The organism is Lactococcus protaetiae, from assembly GCF_006965445.1.
GTDB lineage: Bacteria > Bacillota > Bacilli > Lactobacillales > Streptococcaceae > Lactococcus > Lactococcus protaetiae.
Window position 1 is genome coordinate 914,597 of sequence record NZ_CP041356.1, and the last position, 22,198, is coordinate 936,794.

Sequence of the window (22,198 nt, forward strand, 5' to 3'; positions counted from 1 at the left end):
AGGAGAATGAGAAATGTCTGAAGAAACAATCTTAGAAGTAAAAAATTTACACGTAAACTTTAAAACATATGCTGGACAAGTCAAGGCTATTCGTGATGTATCTTTTAGTTTAGAAAAAGGTCAAACGTTGGCCATCGTTGGCGAATCAGGTTCTGGGAAATCTGTAACAACTAAAACCTTGATGGGTTTGAATGCACCAAATGCTGAGATTCCTGAAGGGCAATTACTTTACAAAGGTAAAGACCTTCTTAAAAATACAGAGAAAGAGTGGCAAGCGCTCCGTGGAAATGAAATCTCAATGATTTTCCAAGACCCTATGACTTCTCTTGATCCAACAATGAAAATTGGAAAACAAATTGCGGAGCCTTTGTTAAAGCACAATAAAGGGATGAGTAAAAAAGATGCTTTAGCACGTGCGTTAGAATTGATGAAGCAAGTTGGTATTCCTAAAGCAGAAGAACATATTAATGATTATCCGCACCAATGGTCAGGTGGGATGCGTCAACGTGCGGTTATTGCGATTGCACTTGCGGCAGATCCAGAAATTCTGATTGCAGATGAACCTACTACGGCACTTGATGTAACAATTCAAGCACAAATCATGCATATGATGGCTGAATTGCAAGCACGTATTAAATCATCTATTGTGTTCATTACCCATGACCTTGGGGTAGTAGCTGGATTTGCACACAAAGTTGCGGTAATGTATGCGGGGGAAATTGTAGAATATGGAACGGTTGAGGAAATCTTTTACAATCCGCAACATCCTTATACATGGGGATTGTTAGACTCTATGCCTACAGTAGAAACAGATGTTGACCGTTTGGTTTCTATTCCAGGGACACCTCCCGACTTGCTTAATCCTCCTAAAGGGGATGCTTTTGCAGCGCGGAATAAATATGCTCTTGATATTGATTTTGAAGAAGAACCTCCATTTTTTGAAGTATCTCCTACGCATTTTGCGAAAACATGGTTGCTTGATGAAAGAGCACCAAAGGTTGAGCCTTCTGATAATATTAAAGCTCGTTGGGCTCGTTGGGCTAAAATTTCAGGAGGTGCGGAATAATGGCTGAAGATAAAAAAGTATTGGTTGAGCTCAAAAATCTTGACTTGACTTTTAATAAAGGTAAACGTAATGCAAATAAGGCGATAAATGATGTTTCTTTTCATATCTATGAAGGTGAAACATTTGGTCTTGTTGGTGAGTCTGGCTCAGGTAAAACAACAATTGGTCGAGCAATCTTAAAACTTTATGATAAAGATATTACTGGTGGAGACATTCTCTTTAACGGAATAGATGTCCGAAACCTCAAAGGACAAGAACTTAGAGATTTTCGTTCGCAAGCACAAATGATTTTCCAAGACCCACAAGCATCATTAAATGGTCGTTTGCGGATTAAAGATGTTGTTGCTGAAGGAATTGATGTGAATGGTTTGGCTAAAGATGAAGCTGACCGTACAAGACAAGTCGAAGAACTATTGAAGCTGGTTGGTTTAAATCGAGATCATTTGACGCGATATCCACATGAGTTTTCTGGTGGACAACGTCAACGGATTGGTATTGCACGTGCTTTGGCTGTAAAACCTAAGTTTATTGTTGCGGACGAACCTATTTCTGCTCTTGATGTGTCTATTCAGGCACAAGTTGTCAACTTGATGAAAGACATTCAAGCAAAAGAAAACTTGACTTATCTTTTCATCGCTCATGATTTGTCGATGGTAAAATACATTTCTGACCGTATTGGTGTTATGCATTGGGGTAAAATTTTGGAAATCGGTACTTCTGACCAAGTTTATAATCACCCTATCCATCCTTATACAAAGAGCTTGTTGAGCTCTATTCCTGCGCCAGATCCAATTTCTGAACGTGACCGTACACCTCTTATCTATGACCCTACTACTGAGTTAGATGGTCAAGAGCGTGAAATGCGTGAAATTGAGCCAGGACATTTTGTCTTTTCTACAGAAGCTGAGGCTACTGAGTATAAGAAAAATCTTATTTAATAAGCTATTTAATTTATCTCTTTGGTATTTACTGAAGGATAAACTAAACCTCTGGGAGTGGGGGTTTATAGATAGATATGGTGTCCAAGCTGCACCTAAAATCGGCTATTTAAGTTTTCTGAGCCTGTCGTAGCTGACAGGCTCATTTTTTGTGGTAATAGATTTAAACAAAAATATGCTATAAAATTAGCTAGAATTTTGATATAATTGACGAGATAGAATTTTCTAATCAGTTGAATGTTTCTAGTTATGCCAGTTCCACTTTAGAACTTATCACGATTTTGTGTCTATTTGCTTTATTTTCTGTTCGTGCTGAATCGGCAATTTTAAGCGATTAAGAAGGACAGAGCGAGTAACAACAGTGTGTACGGATAGCATGGGGATAGTAAATGCACACGGAGAGCGTTAGCAGAAGATGTGTGGAGATACTGATTTTGCGTTGTGAAATTTGAGTGTGATAGTGTATAGAAGAATAGATGAAGTCAAGACTTATTCAGTGGGAGTTTCGTAAAATATTTGTCCATTTTCTCTAGTCGCTGAAGCGACTGATAAAAGGGCAACTTGCCACTGATTTAAGGTACAACCTCACATCTTCGATATGAGGTCACACCTCCGCTTCGCTTCGTTATCCATTCGCTCTAAGCGACTAAAGTCGCAAGGCGAAGTGGTCTTGTCCAAGAAGCCTAAATTCTAAAGCACTAACGCCCTATGGCAGTCGGACGAAATTCAAGGATTGCCATTCCGACTAGGTGCTTCAGCACCGTAGCGAGGATGGACAGCGGAGCGAAGCGGAGATAGTGCTGCTTTATCTCCGACCTGAAAGATCGGAGATTAGCACGCACTTGTTTTGATAAAAATGATTGTCGCTTAAGATAGAGCTATCTGAGGGAGTATTCCGATGTAGAGAATAATAAAGATTCTATGAAAATAAATACAAGAGAAAGTTTAGATGATTTAAAATGAATGTAGCAGAAGAAATAAAAAAACGGCGCACCTTTGCGATTATTAGTCACCCGGATGCTGGTAAAACAACGATTACTGAGCAATTGTTAAAATTTGGTGGTGCCATTCGTGAAGCGGGAACTGTTAAGGCGCGTAAGACTGGTAATTTTGCTAAGTCTGACTGGATGGATATTGAGAAAGAACGGGGAATTTCGGTTACTTCATCTGTCATGCAGTTTGATTATGCAGATAAAAGAGTTAATATTTTGGATACTCCGGGGCATGAGGACTTTTCGGAAGATACTTATCGGACTCTGATGGCAGTGGATGCTGCTGTGATGGTCATTGATAGTGCAAAAGGGATTGAGGCGCAGACTAAAAAGCTTTTCCAAGTTGTGAAACGTCGTGGTATTCCTGTTTTTACTTTTATTAATAAACTTGACCGAGATGGCCGTGAGCCGTTGGATTTACTTTCTGAACTGGAGGAAATTCTTGGGATTGCCTCTGTGCCGATGAATTGGCCGATTGGAATGGGGAAAAATTTCCAAGGTTTATATGATTTTACGCATGGTCGGGTTGAAGTTTATCAGCCTGATGATGGTGAACGTTTTGTCGCATTTGATGCTAATGGAGAAGTACCTAGTAGTCATCCGTTGACGAAGAACCCGTTTTTTACTCAGGCTTTGGAAGATGCTGAACTACTTTTAGATGCTGGGAATCAGTTTAAACCAGAGGAAGTGGTTGCTGGACAGTTGACTCCTGTGTTTTTTGGCTCAGCGTTAACAAGTTTTGGTGTGCAGACTTTCTTGGAAACTTTCTTGGAATATGCTCCTGAGCCACATTCGCATAAAACGGTGGATGCTGAAGAAATTGAGCCTTTAAATCCTGATTTTTCTGGATTCATTTTCAAGATTCAGGCAAACATGGATCCACGACATCGTGACCGTATTGCTTTTGTGCGGATTGTGTCAGGTGAATTTGAACGTGGAATGGATGTGAACTTAGTTCGGACGGGAAAAAAGGTGAAGCTGTCTAATGTCACACAGTTCATGGCAGAAACTCGTGAAAATGTTGAAAATGCGGTGGCTGGTGATATTATTGGGGTTTATGATACAGGAACTTATCAGGTTGGTGATACATTGACAACAGGTAAGTTGAAAAAGGCTTTTGAGGCGTTGCCAACGTTTACTCCAGAACTTTTCATGCGTGTTCAGGCTAAAAATGTGATGAAGCAGAAGTCGTTTCAAAAGGGAATTGAGCAACTTGTGCAAGAAGGTGCTATCCAACTTTACAGAAGTTTTACGACTGGTGATATCATGCTGGGAGCTGTCGGACAACTGCAGTTTGAAGTGTTTAAAGACCGAATGGAACGTGAATATAATGCTGAAACGGTGATGACACCAATGGGTGCTAAGACAGTGCGCTGGATTAAAGAAGAAGATTTAGACGAAAAAATGTCTAGTTCACGTAACATTTTGGCGCGTGATCGCTTTGGTCATCCACTTTTCTTGTTTGAGAATGAATTTGCGATGCGTTGGTTCAAGGATAAGTACCCTGATGTTGAGTTGATGGAACAGTTTTCAGTTTGATTTTTGAAGTGACAGTCTTATCAATAAGGGAATTAGACTAAAAATGTGCGTTTATTGAGTTAAAAAAATTCTTGTCAGCACTGACAGGAATTTTTTGTATGCCATTTTTTCTGTCAGTGCTGACAGAAAGCGATTAGTGAAAAAAATTTCAAAAAAATAAATACCGTAAGCATTTTCAGATGAAAAAGTATGCTATAATAGATAAGTTACGTCAGGCGGGTCACACAAATTTCGCCTGTATCAAGCATTTCGGATGCTGTAATAGAAGAATTGTCGGAAGACAAAATTTAGAAATATAGGTGAAAATTTGAAATTTAGTGAACTCGGCCTGTCAGAAGGTATCGTAAATACACTTACAGAAATCGGCTATGAACAGCCAACTCCAATCCAAGAGCAAACGATTCAGCTCACGCTTGCAGGTCGTGATGTGATTGGTCAAGCCCAAACAGGAACAGGAAAAACAGCAGCTTTTGGTCTGCCAACGATTGAAAAAATCAATCCTGAGAATCCAGCCGTACAAGCGCTTGTTATTGCGCCTACGCGTGAACTTGCTGTGCAAGGTCAGGAAGAACTTTTCCGTTTCGGGAAGTCAAAAGGACTTAAAGTTCGTACTGTTTTTGGTGGTTCAAGTATTGAAAAACAAATCAAAGCACTCAAGTCTGGTGCGCATATCGTAGTTGGAACGCCTGGGCGTTTGGTGGATTTAATTAAACGTAAAGCTTTGAAAATCGACCATATCAGCACTTTGGTCTTGGACGAAGCGGATGAAATGTTGAATATGGGATTTTTGGAAGATATTGAATTTATCTTGTCAAATACGCCAGAAAATCGTCAAACTTTGCTTTTTTCTGCGACAATGCCTGCTGATATTAAAAAAATTGGCGTGAAATTCATGAAAAATCCTGAGCATATCAAAATTGCAGCGAAGGAAATGACCGCTGACCGTATTGACCAATATTTTATCAAGACAAAAGAATTTGAAAAATTTGATATTTTGACACGCTTGTTAGATGTGGAACGTCCTGAACTTGCGATTGTTTTTGGACGGACAAAACGTCGTGTGGACGAGTTGATTCGTGGACTTAAACTGCGTGGTTATCGTGCTGAGGGTATTCACGGTGACTTGGACCAAAATAAACGTCTTGCGGTTTTGCGTGATTTCAAAGCAGGACATATTGATGTCTTGGTAGCAACGGACGTGGCGGCACGTGGACTTGATATTTCAGGTGTGACGCACGTTTACAACTATGATATTACACAAGATCAAGAAAGCTATGTTCACCGTATCGGACGGACCGGTCGTGCTGGTAAATCTGGTCGTTCAGTAACACTTGTTTCGTATAATGAAATGGGCTACCTCCGTGCCATTGAAAATCTAACGAAAAAACCAATGAAAGGTTTGAAACCACCAACAAAAGAAGAAGCTTACCGTGCTTCATTGGCTGTTGCGATGGACGATGTTTTGCGTGATTTGACAGATGAATCTGCAAAGCTTTCGCTTGCAAAATTTGACAAGCAAGCAGAGAAGTTGTTGGAACAATTTGATGCTAAAGAATTGGTAGCATTGCTACTTCAAGGTCGAGTAAAAGACCCAGATAATCAAGAAGAAGTGAAAATTACGGCTGAACGTCCACTACCATTTAACGGCGAAGGTCAAGGCTTTAAGAAAAAAGGCAAAGGCGGCGGTCGTTACAAGGGTAGAGGAAATGGTGACCGTGAAGGTAATCGAGGCGGCTACCGTGGTGGAAATCGTGATGGTGAACGCGGTGGTGATCGCAAACGCTGGAGTCGTGATCGTGATGAAAATCGAGGGGTTACCGAGGAAAACGCGATGATCGTCGCTTTGATGACCGTAAACAAGCAGAAAAAACACCACGTAAGCGGACAACTGGTACTGAAAAAGCAGCAGGATTTGTGATGCGTAGCCGTGGGATAAATAAAGTCAAAAATGAATCTGTCAGTATACTGACAGATTTTTTAAGCTCTAGCTAGTGCTGGTATAAGGGATACGCTGATATTTTGAGAGCAGTTCTTGACGGTAACGTCCACTTCTTGTATAATAGCGCTATGACAAATAACAAATTTAAATCAGGTTTTGTGGCGATTTTAGGTCGTCCAAATGTAGGAAAATCTACATTTATGAATCATGTGATGGGCCAAAAAATTGCCATCATGTCAGATAAACCACAGACAACGAGAAATAAAATCCAAGGGATTTACACGACAGAAAATGAACAAATCATTTTTATTGATACGCCAGGAATTCATAAACCACATAATGCACTGGGAGATTTTATGGTGCAATCTGCTTATTCTACCTTGCGTGAATGCGATATGGTTTTATTTATGGTAGCTGCTGATGAACCAAGGTCTACTGGGGAAAATATGATTATTGAACGTCTGAAAAAAGCAGAAGTTCCAGTCATTTTGGTCGTTAATAAGATTGATAAAGTGCATCCTGACCGACTTTTTGAGATTGTCAGCGATTATACGTCACAAATGGAATTTGCAGAAGTTGTACCTATTTCTGCGAAAATGGGAAATAACACTGACCGACTTCTGTCAGCACTTACAGAAAAATTGTCAGAAGGGCCGCAATATTTCCCAGAAGACCAAATTACTGACCATCCAGAGCGTTTTTTGGTCAGTGAGATGATCCGTGAGAAAATCTTGCTTTTGACGCGTGAGGAGGTGCCACATAGTATTGCTGTGACTACAGATCAGATGACACGTGACATTGATACTGGAAAAATCCATATCATGGCAACAATTATTGTGGAGCGTAAGTCACAAAAAGGGATTATTCTTGGCAAAGGTGGCGATATGATTCGCAAAATCGGTAAAATGGCGCGGCGTGATATTGAGATTATGCTTGGTGATAAGGTTTATCTCGAAACATGGGTCAAAATCAAAAATGACTGGCGTGATCGTAAGATGGATTTGGCTGACTTTGGTTACAATAAAGACGACTATATGTAAAAATATGAAGTTAAGACTTATTCAGTGGGAGTTTTGTAAAATATTTGTCCATTTTCTCTAGTTGCTATCTTCGCTGCGCTACGTCGTCCACACCGCAGGTATACATGCTCGCTAAGGCGCTACGTGCTTCGCACGCCGTTCTGCGAACGGTCTACGCAACTTCGTTGCTCCGCTGTCCGTTTGCTTAACTGCTAAAGCAGTAAGAGCAAAAGGCAAAGTGCTGAGCCGCAATGGTTCTCGCTAAGTGGCTACGTACTGCGTATGCCGTTCTACGAACGGTCTACACAACTTTGTTGCTCCGCTGTCCTTTTGCTTAGGGGCTAAAGCCCCAAGAGCAAAAGGCAAAGCCGCAAGTCGAGTCGCAAATCACTAACACCCTAGGGCAGTCGGATGAAATTCAAAGTTGCCATTTCACCTTATCGCTTTAGCGAGTTGCGACTTCGACTAGGCACGTTCGTGCCGTAGCGAGAATTGACAGCGTAGCGAAGCGGAGATAGTGCTGCTTCATGTAAGGGTGTTGCGATTGCGACTAGCCACTTTATAGGATGATATGCTAGTTGTTGCACCTAGTGGCATAGCGAGCATCGACAGCGTAGAGATAGGAGATAGCACGCACTTACTTCGATGAAAATGGTGAATCAAGGTTGTCAGTGTACTGACAGCTTTTTTCAGTGCTGATAGCCATTGATTTGATGTTCAGTTTTACATTTTTTATGAATTTTTCTGATAATTGTGATATAATGTTGAAAATTATGATTATTGGGGGAAATTATGTGCGGATTTTTATTTATGGGAACATCTGATTTGACGATAGCGGAGTTTAAAGCAAATTTGCAATTGATAGAGCATCGGGGACCAGATGACCAACAGCACGTTCGTGACACATTGGGAAATGATTTTGGCTTTCATCGTCTGTCAATCATGGATTTGTCGGTATGTGGTAGGCAACCATTTGGATTGAACGGCAAGCGGTTGATGTGTAATGGTGAGATTTATAATTTTATTATTTTACGAAAGTTTTTAGAGGCTCAAGGTTATGAGTTCGCTGGAAATTCAGACTGTGAGGTGTTGATTCCATTGTTTGAAACACAAGGTATTGAAAACATGGTGAAAATGTTAGATGCAGAATTTGCCTTTGTGTTGGTTGATGAAAATACGGGTGAAACCTTTGCGGCACGTGATCCGTTTGGGATTCGCCCATTATTTTATGGCTATGCCAAAGAAACAGGAAAGATTTGTTTTGCCTCAGAGGCTAAAGCGCTTGTAAAATCTTGTCGTGATGTTTCACCATTTCCACCAGGATATTATTATGCAAATGGTGAGTTTTATGTGTATCATGATATTTCAGCAGTGAAACAGATGGTAGAAGAACCTCTCGCAGAGATTTCAGGGCATATTCGCAGAAAATTAGAACGTGCAGTAAAAAAACGTCTACACGCTGATGCACCGATGGGATATTTATTATCTGGCGGTCTTGATTCATCCTTGGTTTGTGCGATTGCTGCTAGGGAATTGGAGCAGCCGATTAAAACTTTTGCAATCGGTATGGAAACTGATCCTATTGATTTGAAATATGCGCGTGAGGTAGCTGATTTCTTGAAAACAGACCACACAGAAGTTTTAATGACAAAAGATGATGTACTTGGTGCGCTTCGTGATGTCATTTGGCACTTGGAAACATGGGATATTACAACGATTCGTGCTTCTATTGGGATGTATTTGATTTGTAAATACATTCGTGAGAATACAGATTTGAAAGTTCTGATGACTGGCGAAGTTTCAGACGAAATGTTTGGCTACAAATATACAGACTTTGCGCCAAATGCGAGCGAATTTCAAAATGAAGCATCTAAAAGAGTCCATGAGCTTTATATGTACGATGTTTTGCGTGCTGACCGTTGTTTAGCGGCACATTCACTTGAAGCGCGTGTACCGTTTGCAGACTTGGATTTTGCAAACTATGTGATGTCTATTAATCCACAACGCAAACTCAATACCTACGGCAAAGGAAAATATTTGTTGCGCCATGCTTTTGAGGGGACAGAACTTTTGCCAGATGAAATTTTATTCCGCGAAAAAGCTGCTTTTTCAGATGCCGTTGGTCATTCAATGGTTGACTATTTGAAAGAATTTGCAGAAAATAAATATACTGATGAGGAACTAGCTACGGCTAGGGAAAAGTACCCTTCGCACACACCTTTTACTAAAGAATCACTCCTTTATCGTGATATTTTTGAAGAATTTTATCCTGGATATGATGGTTGGATTGTTGACTTCTGGATGCCAAATTCAAAATGGGTAGGTGAGGAAGTGAAAGACCCTCAGCACGTGTTTTGTCAAACTATGGAGACTCTGGCAAGTAGGAAGAAGCAGGGGATACGGTTAATTCGTGATATAAATGTTAAAATGATTACTGACAGATATTCTGTCAGTAATTTTGATTTCTGTCAGAGTTGACCCTTAGGTTGAAGGTTATAGTGTTTACAGTGAGAATGTCAATCAGGAAAATTATCGTGATATGATATCATGATGTGCGAAGTGTAATTGTGTAATTGCACTGATTGAAAGGATTCATAGAAATTTAGAATATGAATGTTGTGCCAGAATATCAATGGAGAAAGGAGTCCTGCTCGTCAGGAAAATTTGAATTATGCCAGAATTACCAGAAGTTGAAAATGTTCGTCAAGGCTTGGAGCGTATCGTGGTGGGGAAAAAAATTCAATCGGTAGAATCGAGATATCCACGCATGATTTTGACAGGTTTTGATGATTTAAAAGCTAAATTGACTCATCATGTGATTACGGGAGTTACGAGAAGAGGAAAATATTTAATCTTTGAGTTTGATGATGAATTTCGATTAATTTCACATTTACGAATGGAAGGAAAATATCGATTGATTGGACTTGAAGAATCGATTGAAAAACATGACCATATTGCCGTAAAATTTGCTGACAGCCAATTGATTTATGCTGATGTAAGGAAATTCGGGACATGGGAGCTGATAAGTGCTGACAAACTTTCAGATTATTTTGTCAGTAAAAAAATAGGACCAGAGCCAACCTATGAAGCTTTTGACGAATCCATTTTCCTAAAAAAACTGCAACATTCGACAAAGAAAATAAAGCCCTATCTCCTAGAGCAGACGCTTGTAGCGGGACTTGGCAATATCTATGTGGACGAAGTCTTGTGGCGGGCAAAGATTCACCCAGAAACAATAGCGAAAGTGCTGACAAAAGCAAAGGTCCATCTCCTACACGATGAAATCATTGAGCTTTTGGGACAGGCAGTAGCGCTTGGTGGCTCAACAGTTCGAACTTATGCTAATGCATTGGGTAAATCCGGCACAATGCAAGAAGAGTTAAAAGTCTATGGTAAGACAGGTGAACCTTGTGTACGCTGTGGTACACCGATTGAGAAAATCAAGGTAGCAGGTCGTGGAACACACTTTTGCCCAACTTGTCAAAAATGATAAGCACTGACAGTATTCTGTCAGGATACTTTGAAGTGATTACTTTATCAGTGGGAGATTCTTTCTCTTCCGCTGATGTTAGTAGAACGAAAGCAAAGCTTAGTGTTGCTTATCCCGCCACCTAAAAGAGGTGGGGGAATTGCCACTCCGACTAGGTGCTTTGCCTTTTGCTCTTGCTGCTTTAGCAGCTAAGCAAATGGACAGCGGAGCAACGAAGTTGCGGAGACCGTTCGCAGAACGGCGTGCGAAGCACGTAGCACCGTAGCGAGGATGGACAGCGTAGCCCAAAGGGCGAAGATAGCAGACACTTGCTTGGTTAAAAAAACATAAAATATCTTGACTAAAAATTAAAAAAATAAGTGACAAAGTTCAATAAAAAACGTATAAAATAATAGCGCTAGGGACTTATAAAAAATCGTGAAAAATGCTATAATTATACGGTAAGTTGTTTCATGTTTTGTTGATGTACCACACAGAGATTGCGATAAAAAAGTGAACCTTGTGTTGTCTTTGAACATAAGCTATAAAGCTCTCAGTGTAACAACTAGGCGACCCATAGACAAAGCGAAACTCTTTGGGACAGGGCGCACTAAATTAAGAAGTCTAGTTGCTTAACGACACCTACCGACTACAAAGGCTGTTTAAAAAAGTGGGATTGACTTCACAAGTTGAACAAAAAAGAAGAGATGGAGATAAATTTTGGCAACAAAGAAAAAAACAAATTTTGATGATATTACCAAGAAATATGGAGCAGAGCGAGATAAAGCATTAGCTGATGCACTCGCATTGATTGAGAAAGATTTTGGGAAGGGCTCACTCATGCGTCTCGGAGAAGCAGCTAATCAAAAAGTATCAGTAGTAAGCTCAGGTTCACTTGCACTTGACATTGCACTTGGTGCAGGTGGATACCCTAAAGGACGTATCGTAGAGATTTATGGTCCAGAATCATCTGGTAAAACAACAGTCGCGCTTCATGCTGTTGCAGCCATTCAAAAAGAGGGTGGGATTGCAGCCTATATCGATGCAGAAAACGCACTTGATCCAGAATATGCCAAAGCACTTGGGTTAACATTGATGAGCTCCTGCTCTCACAACCAGACTATGGTGAACAAGGTCTGCAAATTGCTGAAAAACTGATTACGTCAGGAGCAGTTGACCTTGTTGTTATTGACTCAGTTGCAGCACTCGTTCCCAAAGCCGAAATTGATGGAGAAATTGGTGATAGTTCAGTTGGTTTGCAAGCTCGTATGATGTCTCAAGCGATGCGTAAACTTGCAGGACACATCAATAAAACAAAAACAACAGCAATTTTTATCAACCAATTGCGTGAAAAAGTAGGTGTGATGTTTGGTTCACCTGAGACAACTCCTGGTGGACGTGCGCTCAAGTTCTATGCATCAGTTCGTCTTGATGTCCGTGGCTCAACAAAAATCGAAGAAGGTTCGGGTGATAACAAAACTCAAATCGGTAAAGAAACAAAAATCAAAGTTGTTAAGAATAAAGTTGCTCCACCGTTCAAAGTTGCGCTTGTTGACATCATGTTTGGTGAAGGAATTTCAAAAACAGGTGAATTACTGAAAATTGCAGTAGATGAAGGAATCATCAAAAAATCAGGTGCATGGTTCGCTTATAATGACGAAAAAATCGGTCAGGGAGCGGAAAAAGCTAAGGGATATCTCAAAGAACATCAAGAAGTCTTTGATGAGATTGACCACAAAATTCGTGCTGCACATGGACTTCTTGGAGAAGCTACAGAAACTACAGCAGATGAGGCACCAGCTAAAACAACGAAAGCTAAAAAAGTAGATCTTCCAGAATCAGAAGAAATTGAACTCGAACTTGAAGACTAATCAAAACAACAAATAAAAAAGCAGTTGGTTATCCAACTGTTTTTGTTTTTCTAAAGATAGTGATAAGTCCAAAAATAACAATCCAAATGACTGAACCAATGGCAGGAACAAGTGTCTCCTTAAAGAAGAAAAGAGAGATAAAGATAAGCCCAAAACCAAGAATTGCAATAGGGACTAGGAACTTTGCTCCTGGAAGTATAAAGCCTTTAGCATCAAAATCAGGAGATTTCCTAAATTTGAGATAAGCTACTAAAGTCATAAGATAGACGACCAAAAAAAGATTAGTCGCAACGCTTGTAATGAATACAAAACCATTAGAAACGGCAGGAATCATCGAAATGAAAGGAGTCAAAAAGATGAGCAATGATGTGAAAAATAGTGCATTTATAGGAATTCCAGATTTTGAGAATTTTGTAAATGGTTTTAAGATTCTATCACCATTGATTTTTGAGAGTGAGTAAAGATTGCGAGTTGTTGAAAATAAAGCAGAATTTAAAGCAGAAGCCGCTGAAGTTAGAACAACGAAATTGATTAGAGCAGCTGCCCATTTAATCCCAATAAGCTCGAAAATCATAACAAACGGAGATTTATCAGCAGGGATGTCTTGCCAATGATAGATGCTCATGATTGCAAGTAAAGCGCCGACATAAAACAAAATAATTCGCAATGGAATTTGGTTAATTGCTTTTTTTAGTGTTGGTTTGGGATTTGCAGTTTCTGCGGCAGTCATTCCGATGAATTCCATAGCTACAAAGGCAAACATTACCATTTGGAAGCTTTCAAAAAATTGGAAATTCCATTGGGGAAGAGATGAAAATTGTGGGTGATATTTGTTAAACTAACCGTATTTGAACCTGTATGATAATGGCTAAAAATCAAAATAATAGCGGTCAAAATTAAACCAATAATTGCTACAATCTTAATCATCCCAAACCAGAACTCTGTTTCCCCGAAAAATTTAGAATTAAGTGTATTGAGTGCAGTTAACAGAGCCAAAACGAAAACTTCACTCAACCAAATAGGAAACTGAGGCAACCAGAAGTTGATGTAAGTTCCGATTGCTGTCAGTTCTGCCATTGCCATGAAAATGACGACAAGCCAGTAAGACCACTGGATGAAATAACCGGGTTTTCCTCCTAAATATCGGGAAACAAAGTTCAAAAATGAGTGCTGGCTGGGGTCTTGATAAAGCATTTCGCCAATCGAACGTAAAAGTACAAACATTAAGGCACCAATGATAAGGTAAACAAAGATAATTGAAGGTCCAGTCAAGCTGATAGATTTTCCAGCACCTAAAAATAGACCTGTACCAATTGTTCCAGCAATCGCTATTAATTGGATATGTCGATTTTGGAGTCCTCGGTTTGATGTTTGTGTTTCCGTATTTTCATTTATTTTCATAATGTATTTATTATAGTCCTTTTATGAAAGATTTTCAGGATTTATTTTTTTAAAGTAAGAAAATAATCCAAAGAGAACTGTCCAGACTACAGCACCAATCGCTGGATAGAGTGTTTCTGAATTGAAAAATAGTGAAATAAATACAATGGCAAAAACTAAAACGACTAAAGGAACAGTTATCTTTGCTTTGGGAGTAAGAAAACCATTTGGGTCGAAATCAGACGATTTTCTATATTTCCAAAAACTAAAAACAGTGATGAAATAAACGATAAGAAATAAATTTGTTGTGCATGAAGCTGCGAAGTCAAAAGCATTTTTTATCTGAGGAATCAGTGTCAAGATTGGAGCAAAAAGAGCCAATGCGCCCGCTAAATAGAGCGCGTTGAGCGGAATACCATGCCTTGAAAGCTTTGTAAAGGCAGTTAAACCACCTCTGTCATGCTGTTTGGCAAGGGAATATAGATTTCTTGTCGCAGAGAAAAGAGAGCTGTTTAGAGCCGATCCTGCTGAAGTAAGCACGACAAAATTAACCAAGGCAGCTGCCCACTTTATACCGATAAGTTGGAAAACCATAACAAACGGAGATTTATCTGCTGGGACATTATTCCAGTCAAAAATTGCCATAATTGCAAGTAAAGCACCAACATAGAAAATAAGGATACGGACTGGGATTTGATTAATGGCGCGTGGTAATGTTTTTCTAGGATTGACTGTTTCAGCAGCGGTCATCCCGATAAATTCCATTGAGGTGAAGGCGAACATTACCATTTGTAAAGCACCGATAAAATTCCAAACACCACGTGGGAAAAGTTGGAAACCATTTAAAATATTAGCAAACGATACTGTGCCGTGTATGGTAACGTGATGAATTGTTGTTGTATAGCTAAATTGGCTGATCATTAATATAATTGCGGTAACAATCATTCCTAAAATAGCTGCAACTTTAATAATAGCAAACCAAAATTCTGTTTCACCAAAAAATCTGGCATTGAGTGTATTGAGACCAAAAAGTAGGGCCAACATGACAATTTCAATCAACCATAAAGGAATTTGGGGCAGCCAAAATTGAACGTAAGTTCCAATTGCTGTAAGCTCTGAAATACAAACAAAGACAAGAACAAGCCAATATGACCATTGGGTAAAATAACCAATCCGAGTTCCAGCATATTTGGTAACGAAATTTAGAAATGAGTGCTGGCTAGGATCCTGATAGAGCATTTCACCGATGGTTCGCAAGAAAAAGAACATTGCAATACCAATGATGATATAAGCGAAGATAATACTAGGCCCAGTCATACGGATTGTTTTTCCAGCGCCTAAAAATAGTCCTGTACCTATTGTTCCAGCGATAGCGATGAGTTGGATGTGGCGATTCTGTAGTCCACGATTTCCTTCTGTAGTCTGTTCCATAAAATTTTGACTTTCTTTCTTAATTTTCTGACAATTATTAATTAATATAAAAAACAGTATAACATACTCTGTAATATAAGTTCAAGTGCTAAAAAAAGTTTCTGTCAGTACTGACAGAAAACGTTCGGGATTGACAGGTATTGTGATGGCTACTTTCATTGTAATTGCACTTATATCTTGTTATAATTGAGTTTGGCTGCTTAGAACTCAGGAAAATAGATAAAAGTCTCCAATGAGCAAAGCTCATCTCCATCTTTTCCTAATTTTCATGAGTTCTGGACAATCAGCCTCACATCTTGTTATAATTGAATCATGCTAATCATTGATGAAAATTTACTAGAGATAGATGACTTAATCGACAAAATACTTGTAGAGTTTGCTAAATTTCCTGAAGTTAGGGCTTATAGACAAGCTAAATCGGATTTTTTGGATGACGAGAAACTCCAAGAAAAAATTGCGCGGTTAAATGAGAGCGCAGATTTCATCATTTTTCGTCCAGAATTAAAAGCTCTGCAAAAAGAAGTTAATGTTGATGATAAGGTTTATGCATTGCGTTTGGCTGAAAATGATATCCAGACCATTCTGTCAGTACTGACAAAAAAAATTACGAGTAGTATTTCTGAAAACATTATTGTTGATGAAAATTTACCATTGAAAGGAGGCGGACACCGTGGACGACATCATGGAACAGTTTGACAAAAAAGAAATTCGCCCATTAGAAGTGCCAGGACGAATAGCAATATATGTTTACTGCAACTCTTATAAGGGAACTCGCCAGCTGGCAAGATTTGGAGATGTAGCTTACACAAGTCAAAAGGCACATTACAGTTTGCTTTATGTTGATGAAGAGCAGCTTTCTGAACTCCTCCCAAAATTAGAAGAATTGAAGTTTGTAAAAAAAGTTCGTGTAGGACATCTTAAAGAGATGAATAAAAACTTTTCTGAGGCATTTTTACTGACAAATCAAGAAGTGAAAAAAGAACTTGAGGCATAATTGAGTAGTAAAAAATCTTGACTATGATTAGTGTTTATAATCTAAAAAATGAAGCAAGAAAATTATATCTATAAAATACGTTCATTTGTATATCATTTGAGTGTAGGACATTTTTTTGTTAAGATTAGTCAAGTAGGTTGGTTAGTATAGATTACAGAATAATCAACACAAGATGCAATCTCTAAATGATATAACATTGACAGTGCGTTTTGTCATTGTTTTTATCATGTATGTTTAACCTTATTTGTTTTTATATCCCTGATGACCATTCATCAGTGCTAGAGATTGTATGCTTTGAAGTGATTACTTTATTGATAGACCAATGTTAGAGTACAATCTCTAGGTGTAACAACTAAGCGACTAAAGTCGCAAGGCGAAGTGGTCTTGTCACTGAAGTTTCTAAGACCCTAGGGCAGTAAAACGAAAGCAGAGCTTGCCTTTTCAGTGAGTTGCGAATTCGACTAGGCACGTTCGTGCCGTAGCGAGAATCGACAGCGCAGTGAAACGGAGATAGAGCAAATGGACAGCGTAGCTCAAAGGGCTGAGATAGCACGCATTTGCTGAGTTAAAAAATTACTTTTAGTGCTGATTTTGCGCGATGAATGAGCGTTAAATAGAGTCACGAAAGTGATACAGTGAAGTAGTTCTTATTAAAAACTTAAATAGCATTAGATAACTAAGGAAAAAATTATGTTGGAGATTCATTATTATTTCACTCCTATTCTAGACCATTTGGAGCGATTCGACCAAAACGATTGGCACTTACATCCCATTGTGACCCTGCCTGCTGCAAAAGAATTGCGTGATGTAGAAGATTTGCCTAAAAATGTTGCATCGCTTAATGCCTGCCATGACCGTTTACAAAAAATCTCATTAGATTATCTTACTGTCACACTTTATGGACGGAAGCAAGGGCGACTGTTTTTGTTACTCCTTCAAGACTGTTTGTCTGAAATAACAGTTTTGGAGTATACTGACCAAATACGTCAAAAGATTTTAAAAAAGCTAAACATAGCAACGTCAGATTTTATGGAATATCGACAATTTGCAAAAAGACACTTGTCATTAGACCTAAAAGATTTCAGGAAAAATGATTTTCATGCTTCGCCCTCTAGTCTTGTCATTACTGACAAAGAATGCTTACATATGGAAAAATGCTCTCATCTTGCCTTACAAGATTATCTCAATCAAATTGAAAAAACTGCCTAAACAGGCAGTTTTTTGCATCACATTGAACCTAAGTGAAGCATTGAATCGGCGAATAAAGGACTTATCAGCGTAGCTGATAAGTCTGTCAGTATACTGACAGACTTTTTTGATTTGCTTATAGCTGACTTTTATGCAAAGATAGTGATAAAGTAGCTGTCAGTAACTTTATGAAAGACTACTTACGTAAATGACGCAAACAATCCAAAAATCGAACAACTTTTGATTTTGAAAAACGATATTCAACACGATTTTTTTCAAGAAACTCAAAGAAGTCTTTCTTTCCTTGTGTATTATCTTCTACTTCAAGCTCTAATTCTTAATCGGTGTGTCCGAGATAATCATTCTTATCTAACGCAGCAAGCCCAATAGGAAGTTGTTGCTCATAGCGAATCGTCGTCAAACTACCAATCAATGTAATTTCTTCTAAATTAATATCGCGCGCAGTAAGCAATTCACAAATTTCACTAAGGTCAGTATTCCCACAAGTGATATTTCGCTCACCTAATAATTGCTGCGCTTCTTCAAGGGTAAGAGCAATATTATATTCGATATTTCCAACTTCCTGTGGCACCTTCAATGTCATCTCAGCGGATTTATCAAAAGTCCGAATACGTAAAGCAAGCTTTTTTTTACGTAGTTTGAAATCTTTAGAATCCAAGTAATGATTTGTCTGCCTAACAGGGGTAATATGTGTAAATAGCTTCTTTAACTGGTCATATTCTGCTAAAGAGAGCAGCGATTTATACTCAATCTCCAAGTTCGTACTCATTTTAAATTATTAATAAAGCTGTTTACTGAGAAGCAATTCTAGCAAAAGTAGCTTTCCTTTCAGATATGTTAAAAATAGATATTAACTAAAAGTATAGCAAATCCTAAGATAGAAGTAAAGTTGAGTAGAAACATCTAAAAAATTCATAGTTCAAAAAATTTAGTTACCAATCATCGCGAAACCGCATTTCGAATGGCCTATGTTTGATTATCTGTTCGCTCCAAGTTGATAATCAAAAGGACAGCATATTCTCTGTTAGCAGATTTAGAGGCAGGCTAGTATAAAGGAAGTCAAGACTTATTCAGTGGGAGTTTCGTAAAACATTTGTCCATTTTCTCTAGTCGCTTCAGCGACTGATAAAAGGGCAACTCACCACTGAATTTAAGGTACAACCTCACATCTTCGATATGAGGTCACCTTGTCCAAGAAGCCTAGGCGCTAAAAGCGCCAACGCCCTATGGCAGTCGGACGAAATTCAAAGATTGCCATTCCGACTAGGTGCTTCAGTACCGTAGCGAGGATGGACAGCGTAGCCGTAAGGCGGAGATAGCACGCACTTGCTTCGATAAAGATAAATATATGATAAAGTGACAACAACTGATGAGAAACAAGATAAGTTATGTTAAAATATTAGATGTGATTGAAGTGATTACTTCATTGGTGGGAGAAGATAGCACGCACTTGCTAAGTTAAAGACAGAGAAAATGAAATGAAGTCAAGACTTATTCAGTGGGAGTTTCGTAAAACATTTGTCCATTTTCTCTGGTCGCTATCTTCGCTGCGCTACGCTGTCCTTTTGAGCAGTTAAGCAAACGGACAGCGGAGCAACGAAGTTGCGTAGACCGTTCGTAGAACGGCGTGCGAAACACGTAGCGCCTTAGCGAGCATCGACAGCCTTTTTATCAGCCGCTTCAGCGGCTAGATAAAACGGACAAATGTTTATCGCGTAGCCCAAAGGGCGGAGATAGCACGCACTTATTTTGATAAAATCATGAGGTTTCATTTCGCGATTAAAGTACAGAACAAACAAAATAAGAAAGGAAAACGCAAGAAAATTACCATGAATTCTTAGGGATTTTTAGAGATGATTAGTATAAAAAATAGTGTTAACTGTTATTTGTTTTTCGTATATTGATGTAGAGCGATACATGGAAATATTATTCTTGCATTATAAAATTATGTTTAATTGGGAAGAGTTTCTCGACCCGTATATCCAAACGGTCGGAGAATTGAAAATCAAGTTACGTGGAGTGCGTAAGCAATATTTGAAAAAAGGTTTATATTCACCTATTGAATTCGTTACAGGACGTGTCAAAAGACGTGAATCAATCATCAATAAGGCAAAAATGCGTGGTTATACTAGAGATACTTTATCCGAGATGGAAGATATTGCTGGTATCAGGGTCATGGTGCAATTTGTTGATGATGTTTGGGATGTACTCGAACTTTTGCGTAAACGTAAAGATTTCAAAATCGTCGAAGAAAGAGACTATATTAATCATCAAAAAGCTTCAGGCTATCGCTCTTATCATGTCATCATTGAGTATCCGATTGATACAATTGAAGGATTTCAGATTGTGAATGCAGAAATTCAGATTAGAACTTTGGCGATGAATTTTTGGGCAACAATTGAACATTCGCTGAATTATAAGTATGGTGGTTTAATTCCTGATGATGTCAAAGCCCGTTTGACAAATGCTGCGAGGGAAGCGGCTCAACTTGATGCGGAAATGGGCGAGATTCGAGAGGATATTCAGGAAGCGCAGCTACTCTTTGACCGTCCGCAACAAAAACAAGACTTTAAGAAAGAAAACGGAGAAGATAATGAACTTTGGTAAAAAAATCTGGCTCATCGGAAATTCAAGCGCAAAATCGAAAAAGACGATGGATAAATTGAGCAAGATTTTAAAAGCCGAACACTTTATTTTTGATGATATTAACCCTGAAATTGTAATCTCTGTAGGTGGTGATGGTACTTTATTACGCGCGATGCATATGTATGAATATCAATTAGATAAAGTACGTTTTCTAGGAGTGCATACAGGGCATTTGGGTTTTTATACTGATTTTACAGATGAAGAATTATTTGAGGTAGTTGAAGCATTGTATGGAGAAAATCCAGCAAAAGCGATTCGTTATCCTCTAATTAAAGTTCAAGTGAATTTCACAGATGGTTATAAAATTGTCCGTCATGTTCTTAACGAATCGACTATCCGCAGAGCAAGTAAGACCATGGTAGTAGATGTACGAATCTCGGATTATTTATTTGAGCGTTTTCGCGGGGATGGTCTGTCCATCGCGACACCAACAGGGTCAACGGCTTATAATAAATCAATCGGTGGTGCGGTCATGCATCCGAGAGTAAAAGCGATGCAGATTGCTGAAATTGCAAGTTTGAACAATGTTGTTTATCGTACCCTGGGCTCTCCTATGATTGTCGCTGAAAAAGATACGATAAGGGTGTGTCCTGCACCAGAAGATGATTATAGTTTAACCTTTGACCAGTTGACCTTTGAATATAAAAATATTGAATCAATTGAATATAGTTTGGATGGCACGACAATATCTTTTGCAAACTGTGCACATACTCCATTTTGGGAGAGAGTGAGTAAATCTTTCATCGGGGAGGTTGAATAATGCAATTCGCCTTCACGAATGATATTGAGGGAAGCATGGTCAAATCAATGCTTGGGCGACATGGCGTTTCAAAAAGACTGTTGGCAAAGATAAAATTTGATGGTGGGTTGATTACGGTCAATGGTGAGGAGCAAAATGCGATTCATAAACTACACCTTGGAGATGTTGTGACCATTACAACACCTAATGAACCAGACAATGAATTTTTAGTGCCTGATGACACTCCACTGAATATTTTATTTGAAGATGAACATTATTTAGTTGTTGAAAAACCAGCAGGTAAACCTTCAATTACTGGTTCTTTGCATCCTACAGGTGCGATGTCAAATGCTGTCAAAGGGTATATTTCCAGACAAAATTATGCGAATCAGACGGTTCATATTATTACGCGTCTTGACCGTGATACGAGTGGAATTATGTTTTTTGCCAAACATCGCTATGCTCATGCACTGATGGTGCAACATAAGTTTCGTGACACTCTAGAAAAAAGATATTTTGCTCTTGTAAATAGCGAAGGGCTTCCCGATTCTGGTGAGATTGACTTACCTATTGGTCGATGTGATGATTCTATCATCAAGCGTCAAGTTCGGATGGATGGAAAGGCGAAAACAGCGCTGACAAGTTTTGTCAGTGCTGACAGAAAAAATAATTTAGCTTTATTAGACATTACGTTGCATACAGGTCGTACCCATCAGATTCGCGTTCATTTTTCGCATCTAGGTTATCCACTTATTGGTGATGATTTGTATGGGGGTAACCATGATTTGATTGAGCGACAAGCACTTCATTGTCATCATTTACAGTTTTTACATCCTTTTACTGACGAAATGGTGCATATCGAACTTGATATGCCAGAAGATATGAAAAAATTACTGACATAAATCCTGTCAGTATACTGACAGAACACTCATCAAAGCTGAGCGTTCTTTTATCTGCTGATTTAAC

The 22,198-nt window shown here is 38.9% G+C and carries 12 protein-coding genes and 5 pseudogenes; 14 read left to right on the forward strand and 3 right to left on the reverse strand.

Translation table 11 applies throughout. The features are described 5' to 3' along the window. The first annotated feature begins 13 nt into the window (after positions 1–13). The 8 genes and pseudogenes from FLP15_RS04610 to recA all read left to right on the forward strand — a co-directional run bounded on the left by FLP15_RS04610 (position 14) and on the right by recA (position 12,833). Positions 14–1,066 carry an ABC transporter ATP-binding protein gene (locus FLP15_RS04610; RefSeq protein ID WP_142766183.1) on the forward strand — a complete coding sequence of 351 codons (1,053 nt, stop codon included), beginning with the start codon at positions 14–16 and terminating at the stop codon, positions 1,064–1,066. Then, positions 1,066–2,004 carry an ABC transporter ATP-binding protein gene (locus FLP15_RS04615; protein WP_190288348.1) on the forward strand — a complete coding sequence of 313 codons (939 nt, stop codon included), beginning with the start codon at positions 1,066–1,068 and terminating at the stop codon, positions 2,002–2,004. Before FLP15_RS04610 ends, FLP15_RS04615 begins: the two co-directional genes overlap by 1 nt. Before the next feature lie 959 nt (positions 2,005–2,963). Continuing rightward, the gene (locus tag FLP15_RS04620; RefSeq protein WP_142766185.1) at positions 2,964–4,535 is read left to right on the forward strand and encodes a peptide chain release factor 3; all 1,572 of its coding nucleotides are present in this window, start codon (positions 2,964–2,966) and stop codon (positions 4,533–4,535) included. A 307-nt stretch (positions 4,536–4,842) separates the two neighbouring features. After that, positions 4,843–6,527, forward strand: a pseudogene (cshA, locus tag FLP15_RS04625) (degradosome RNA helicase CshA). Between the two features lie 75 nt (positions 6,528–6,602). Then, a complete protein-coding gene (gene era / locus FLP15_RS04630; protein ID WP_142766186.1) occupies positions 6,603–7,514 on the forward strand; it encodes a GTPase Era in 912 nt (303 codons plus the stop codon). Positions 7,515–8,285: 771 nt separating this feature from the next. Further along, a pseudogene (gene asnB, locus FLP15_RS04635) lies at positions 8,286–9,877 on the forward strand (asparagine synthase B). A gap of 287 nt (positions 9,878–10,164) precedes the next feature. After that, positions 10,165–10,983, forward strand: coding sequence for a DNA-formamidopyrimidine glycosylase (gene mutM / locus FLP15_RS04640; protein ID WP_142766187.1), 819 nt, complete (start codon positions 10,165–10,167; stop codon positions 10,981–10,983). A 699-nt stretch (positions 10,984–11,682) separates the two neighbouring features. Next, positions 11,683–12,833, forward strand: a pseudogene (gene recA / locus FLP15_RS04645) (recombinase RecA). Positions 12,834–12,861: 28 nt separating this feature from the next. Here recA and FLP15_RS04650 read toward each other — a convergent pair. Together FLP15_RS04650 and FLP15_RS04655 are read right to left on the reverse strand one after the other, a co-directional pair. Next, positions 12,862–14,234: pseudogene (locus FLP15_RS04650) on the reverse strand (amino acid permease). Positions 14,235–14,255: 21 nt separating this feature from the next. Continuing rightward, complete coding sequence (locus tag FLP15_RS04655) at positions 14,256–15,644, reverse strand: amino acid permease (RefSeq protein WP_142766188.1); 1,389 nt, start codon at positions 15,642–15,644, stop codon at positions 14,256–14,258. A 312-nt stretch (positions 15,645–15,956) separates the two neighbouring features. Here FLP15_RS04655 and FLP15_RS04660 point away from each other — a divergent pair, with 312 nt between their 5' ends. From FLP15_RS04660 to FLP15_RS04670, 3 genes are all read left to right on the forward strand, one after another. After that, a complete protein-coding gene (locus tag FLP15_RS04660; RefSeq protein WP_142766189.1) occupies positions 15,957–16,340 on the forward strand; it encodes a YlbF family regulator in 384 nt (127 codons plus the stop codon). Next, the gene (locus FLP15_RS04665; protein WP_142767432.1) at positions 16,327–16,638 is read left to right on the forward strand and encodes a YlbG family protein; all 312 of its coding nucleotides are present in this window, start codon (positions 16,327–16,329) and stop codon (positions 16,636–16,638) included. The genes FLP15_RS04660 and FLP15_RS04665 overlap by 14 nt, the downstream gene beginning before the upstream one ends. A 690-nt stretch (positions 16,639–17,328) precedes the next feature. Further along, positions 17,329–17,847, forward strand: a complete 519-nt coding sequence (locus FLP15_RS04670; protein ID WP_142766190.1) for a dithiol-disulfide isomerase — start codon at positions 17,329–17,331, stop codon at positions 17,845–17,847. A gap of 175 nt (positions 17,848–18,022) precedes the next feature. Here the strand turns inward: FLP15_RS04670 and FLP15_RS04675 are convergent. Next, positions 18,023–18,616: pseudogene (locus FLP15_RS04675) on the reverse strand (CYTH domain-containing protein). 1,178 nt (positions 18,617–19,794) lie between these two features. On the opposite strand from FLP15_RS04675, the gene FLP15_RS04680 reads away from it, so the two are divergent. The 3 genes from FLP15_RS04680 to FLP15_RS04690 are packed head-to-tail and all read left to right on the forward strand — an operon-like array spanning position 19,795 to position 22,134. Beyond that, positions 19,795–20,454 carry a GTP pyrophosphokinase gene (locus FLP15_RS04680; protein ID WP_120773135.1) on the forward strand — a complete coding sequence of 220 codons (660 nt, stop codon included), beginning with the start codon at positions 19,795–19,797 and terminating at the stop codon, positions 20,452–20,454. Then, on the forward strand, positions 20,441–21,253 hold the full coding sequence (locus tag FLP15_RS04685; protein WP_120773136.1) for an NAD kinase: 813 nt from the start codon (positions 20,441–20,443) through the stop codon (positions 21,251–21,253). Before FLP15_RS04680 ends, FLP15_RS04685 begins: the two co-directional genes overlap by 14 nt. Beyond that, positions 21,253–22,134, forward strand: coding sequence for an RluA family pseudouridine synthase (locus FLP15_RS04690; protein ID WP_142766191.1), 882 nt, complete (start codon positions 21,253–21,255; stop codon positions 22,132–22,134). Before FLP15_RS04685 ends, FLP15_RS04690 begins: the two co-directional genes overlap by 1 nt. The last annotated feature ends 64 nt before the right edge of the window (positions 22,135–22,198 follow it).

Coding starts and splice junctions, on each gene's coding strand:
- FLP15_RS04690 (WP_142766191.1), top strand. CDS start 21,253: ATGCAATTCGCCTTCACGAATGATATTGAGGGAAGCATGGTCAAATCA.
- FLP15_RS04665 (WP_142767432.1), top strand. CDS start 16,327: ATGGAACAGTTTGACAAAAAAGAAATTCGCCCATTAGAAGTGCCAGGA.
- mutM (WP_142766187.1), top strand. CDS start 10,165: ATGCCAGAATTACCAGAAGTTGAAAATGTTCGTCAAGGCTTGGAGCGT.
- FLP15_RS04660 (WP_142766189.1), top strand. CDS start 15,957: ATGCTAATCATTGATGAAAATTTACTAGAGATAGATGACTTAATCGAC.
- FLP15_RS04680 (WP_120773135.1), top strand. CDS start 19,795: ATGTTTAATTGGGAAGAGTTTCTCGACCCGTATATCCAAACGGTCGGA.
- FLP15_RS04615 (WP_190288348.1), top strand. CDS start 1,066: ATGGCTGAAGATAAAAAAGTATTGGTTGAGCTCAAAAATCTTGACTTG.
- era (WP_142766186.1), top strand. CDS start 6,603: ATGACAAATAACAAATTTAAATCAGGTTTTGTGGCGATTTTAGGTCGT.
- FLP15_RS04620 (WP_142766185.1), top strand. CDS start 2,964: ATGAATGTAGCAGAAGAAATAAAAAAACGGCGCACCTTTGCGATTATT.
- FLP15_RS04670 (WP_142766190.1), top strand. CDS start 17,329: ATGTTGGAGATTCATTATTATTTCACTCCTATTCTAGACCATTTGGAG.
- FLP15_RS04610 (WP_142766183.1), top strand. CDS start 14: ATGTCTGAAGAAACAATCTTAGAAGTAAAAAATTTACACGTAAACTTT.
- FLP15_RS04655 (WP_142766188.1), bottom strand. CDS start 15,644: ATGGAACAGACTACAGAAGGAAATCGTGGACTACAGAATCGCCACATC.
- FLP15_RS04685 (WP_120773136.1), top strand. CDS start 20,441: ATGAACTTTGGTAAAAAAATCTGGCTCATCGGAAATTCAAGCGCAAAA.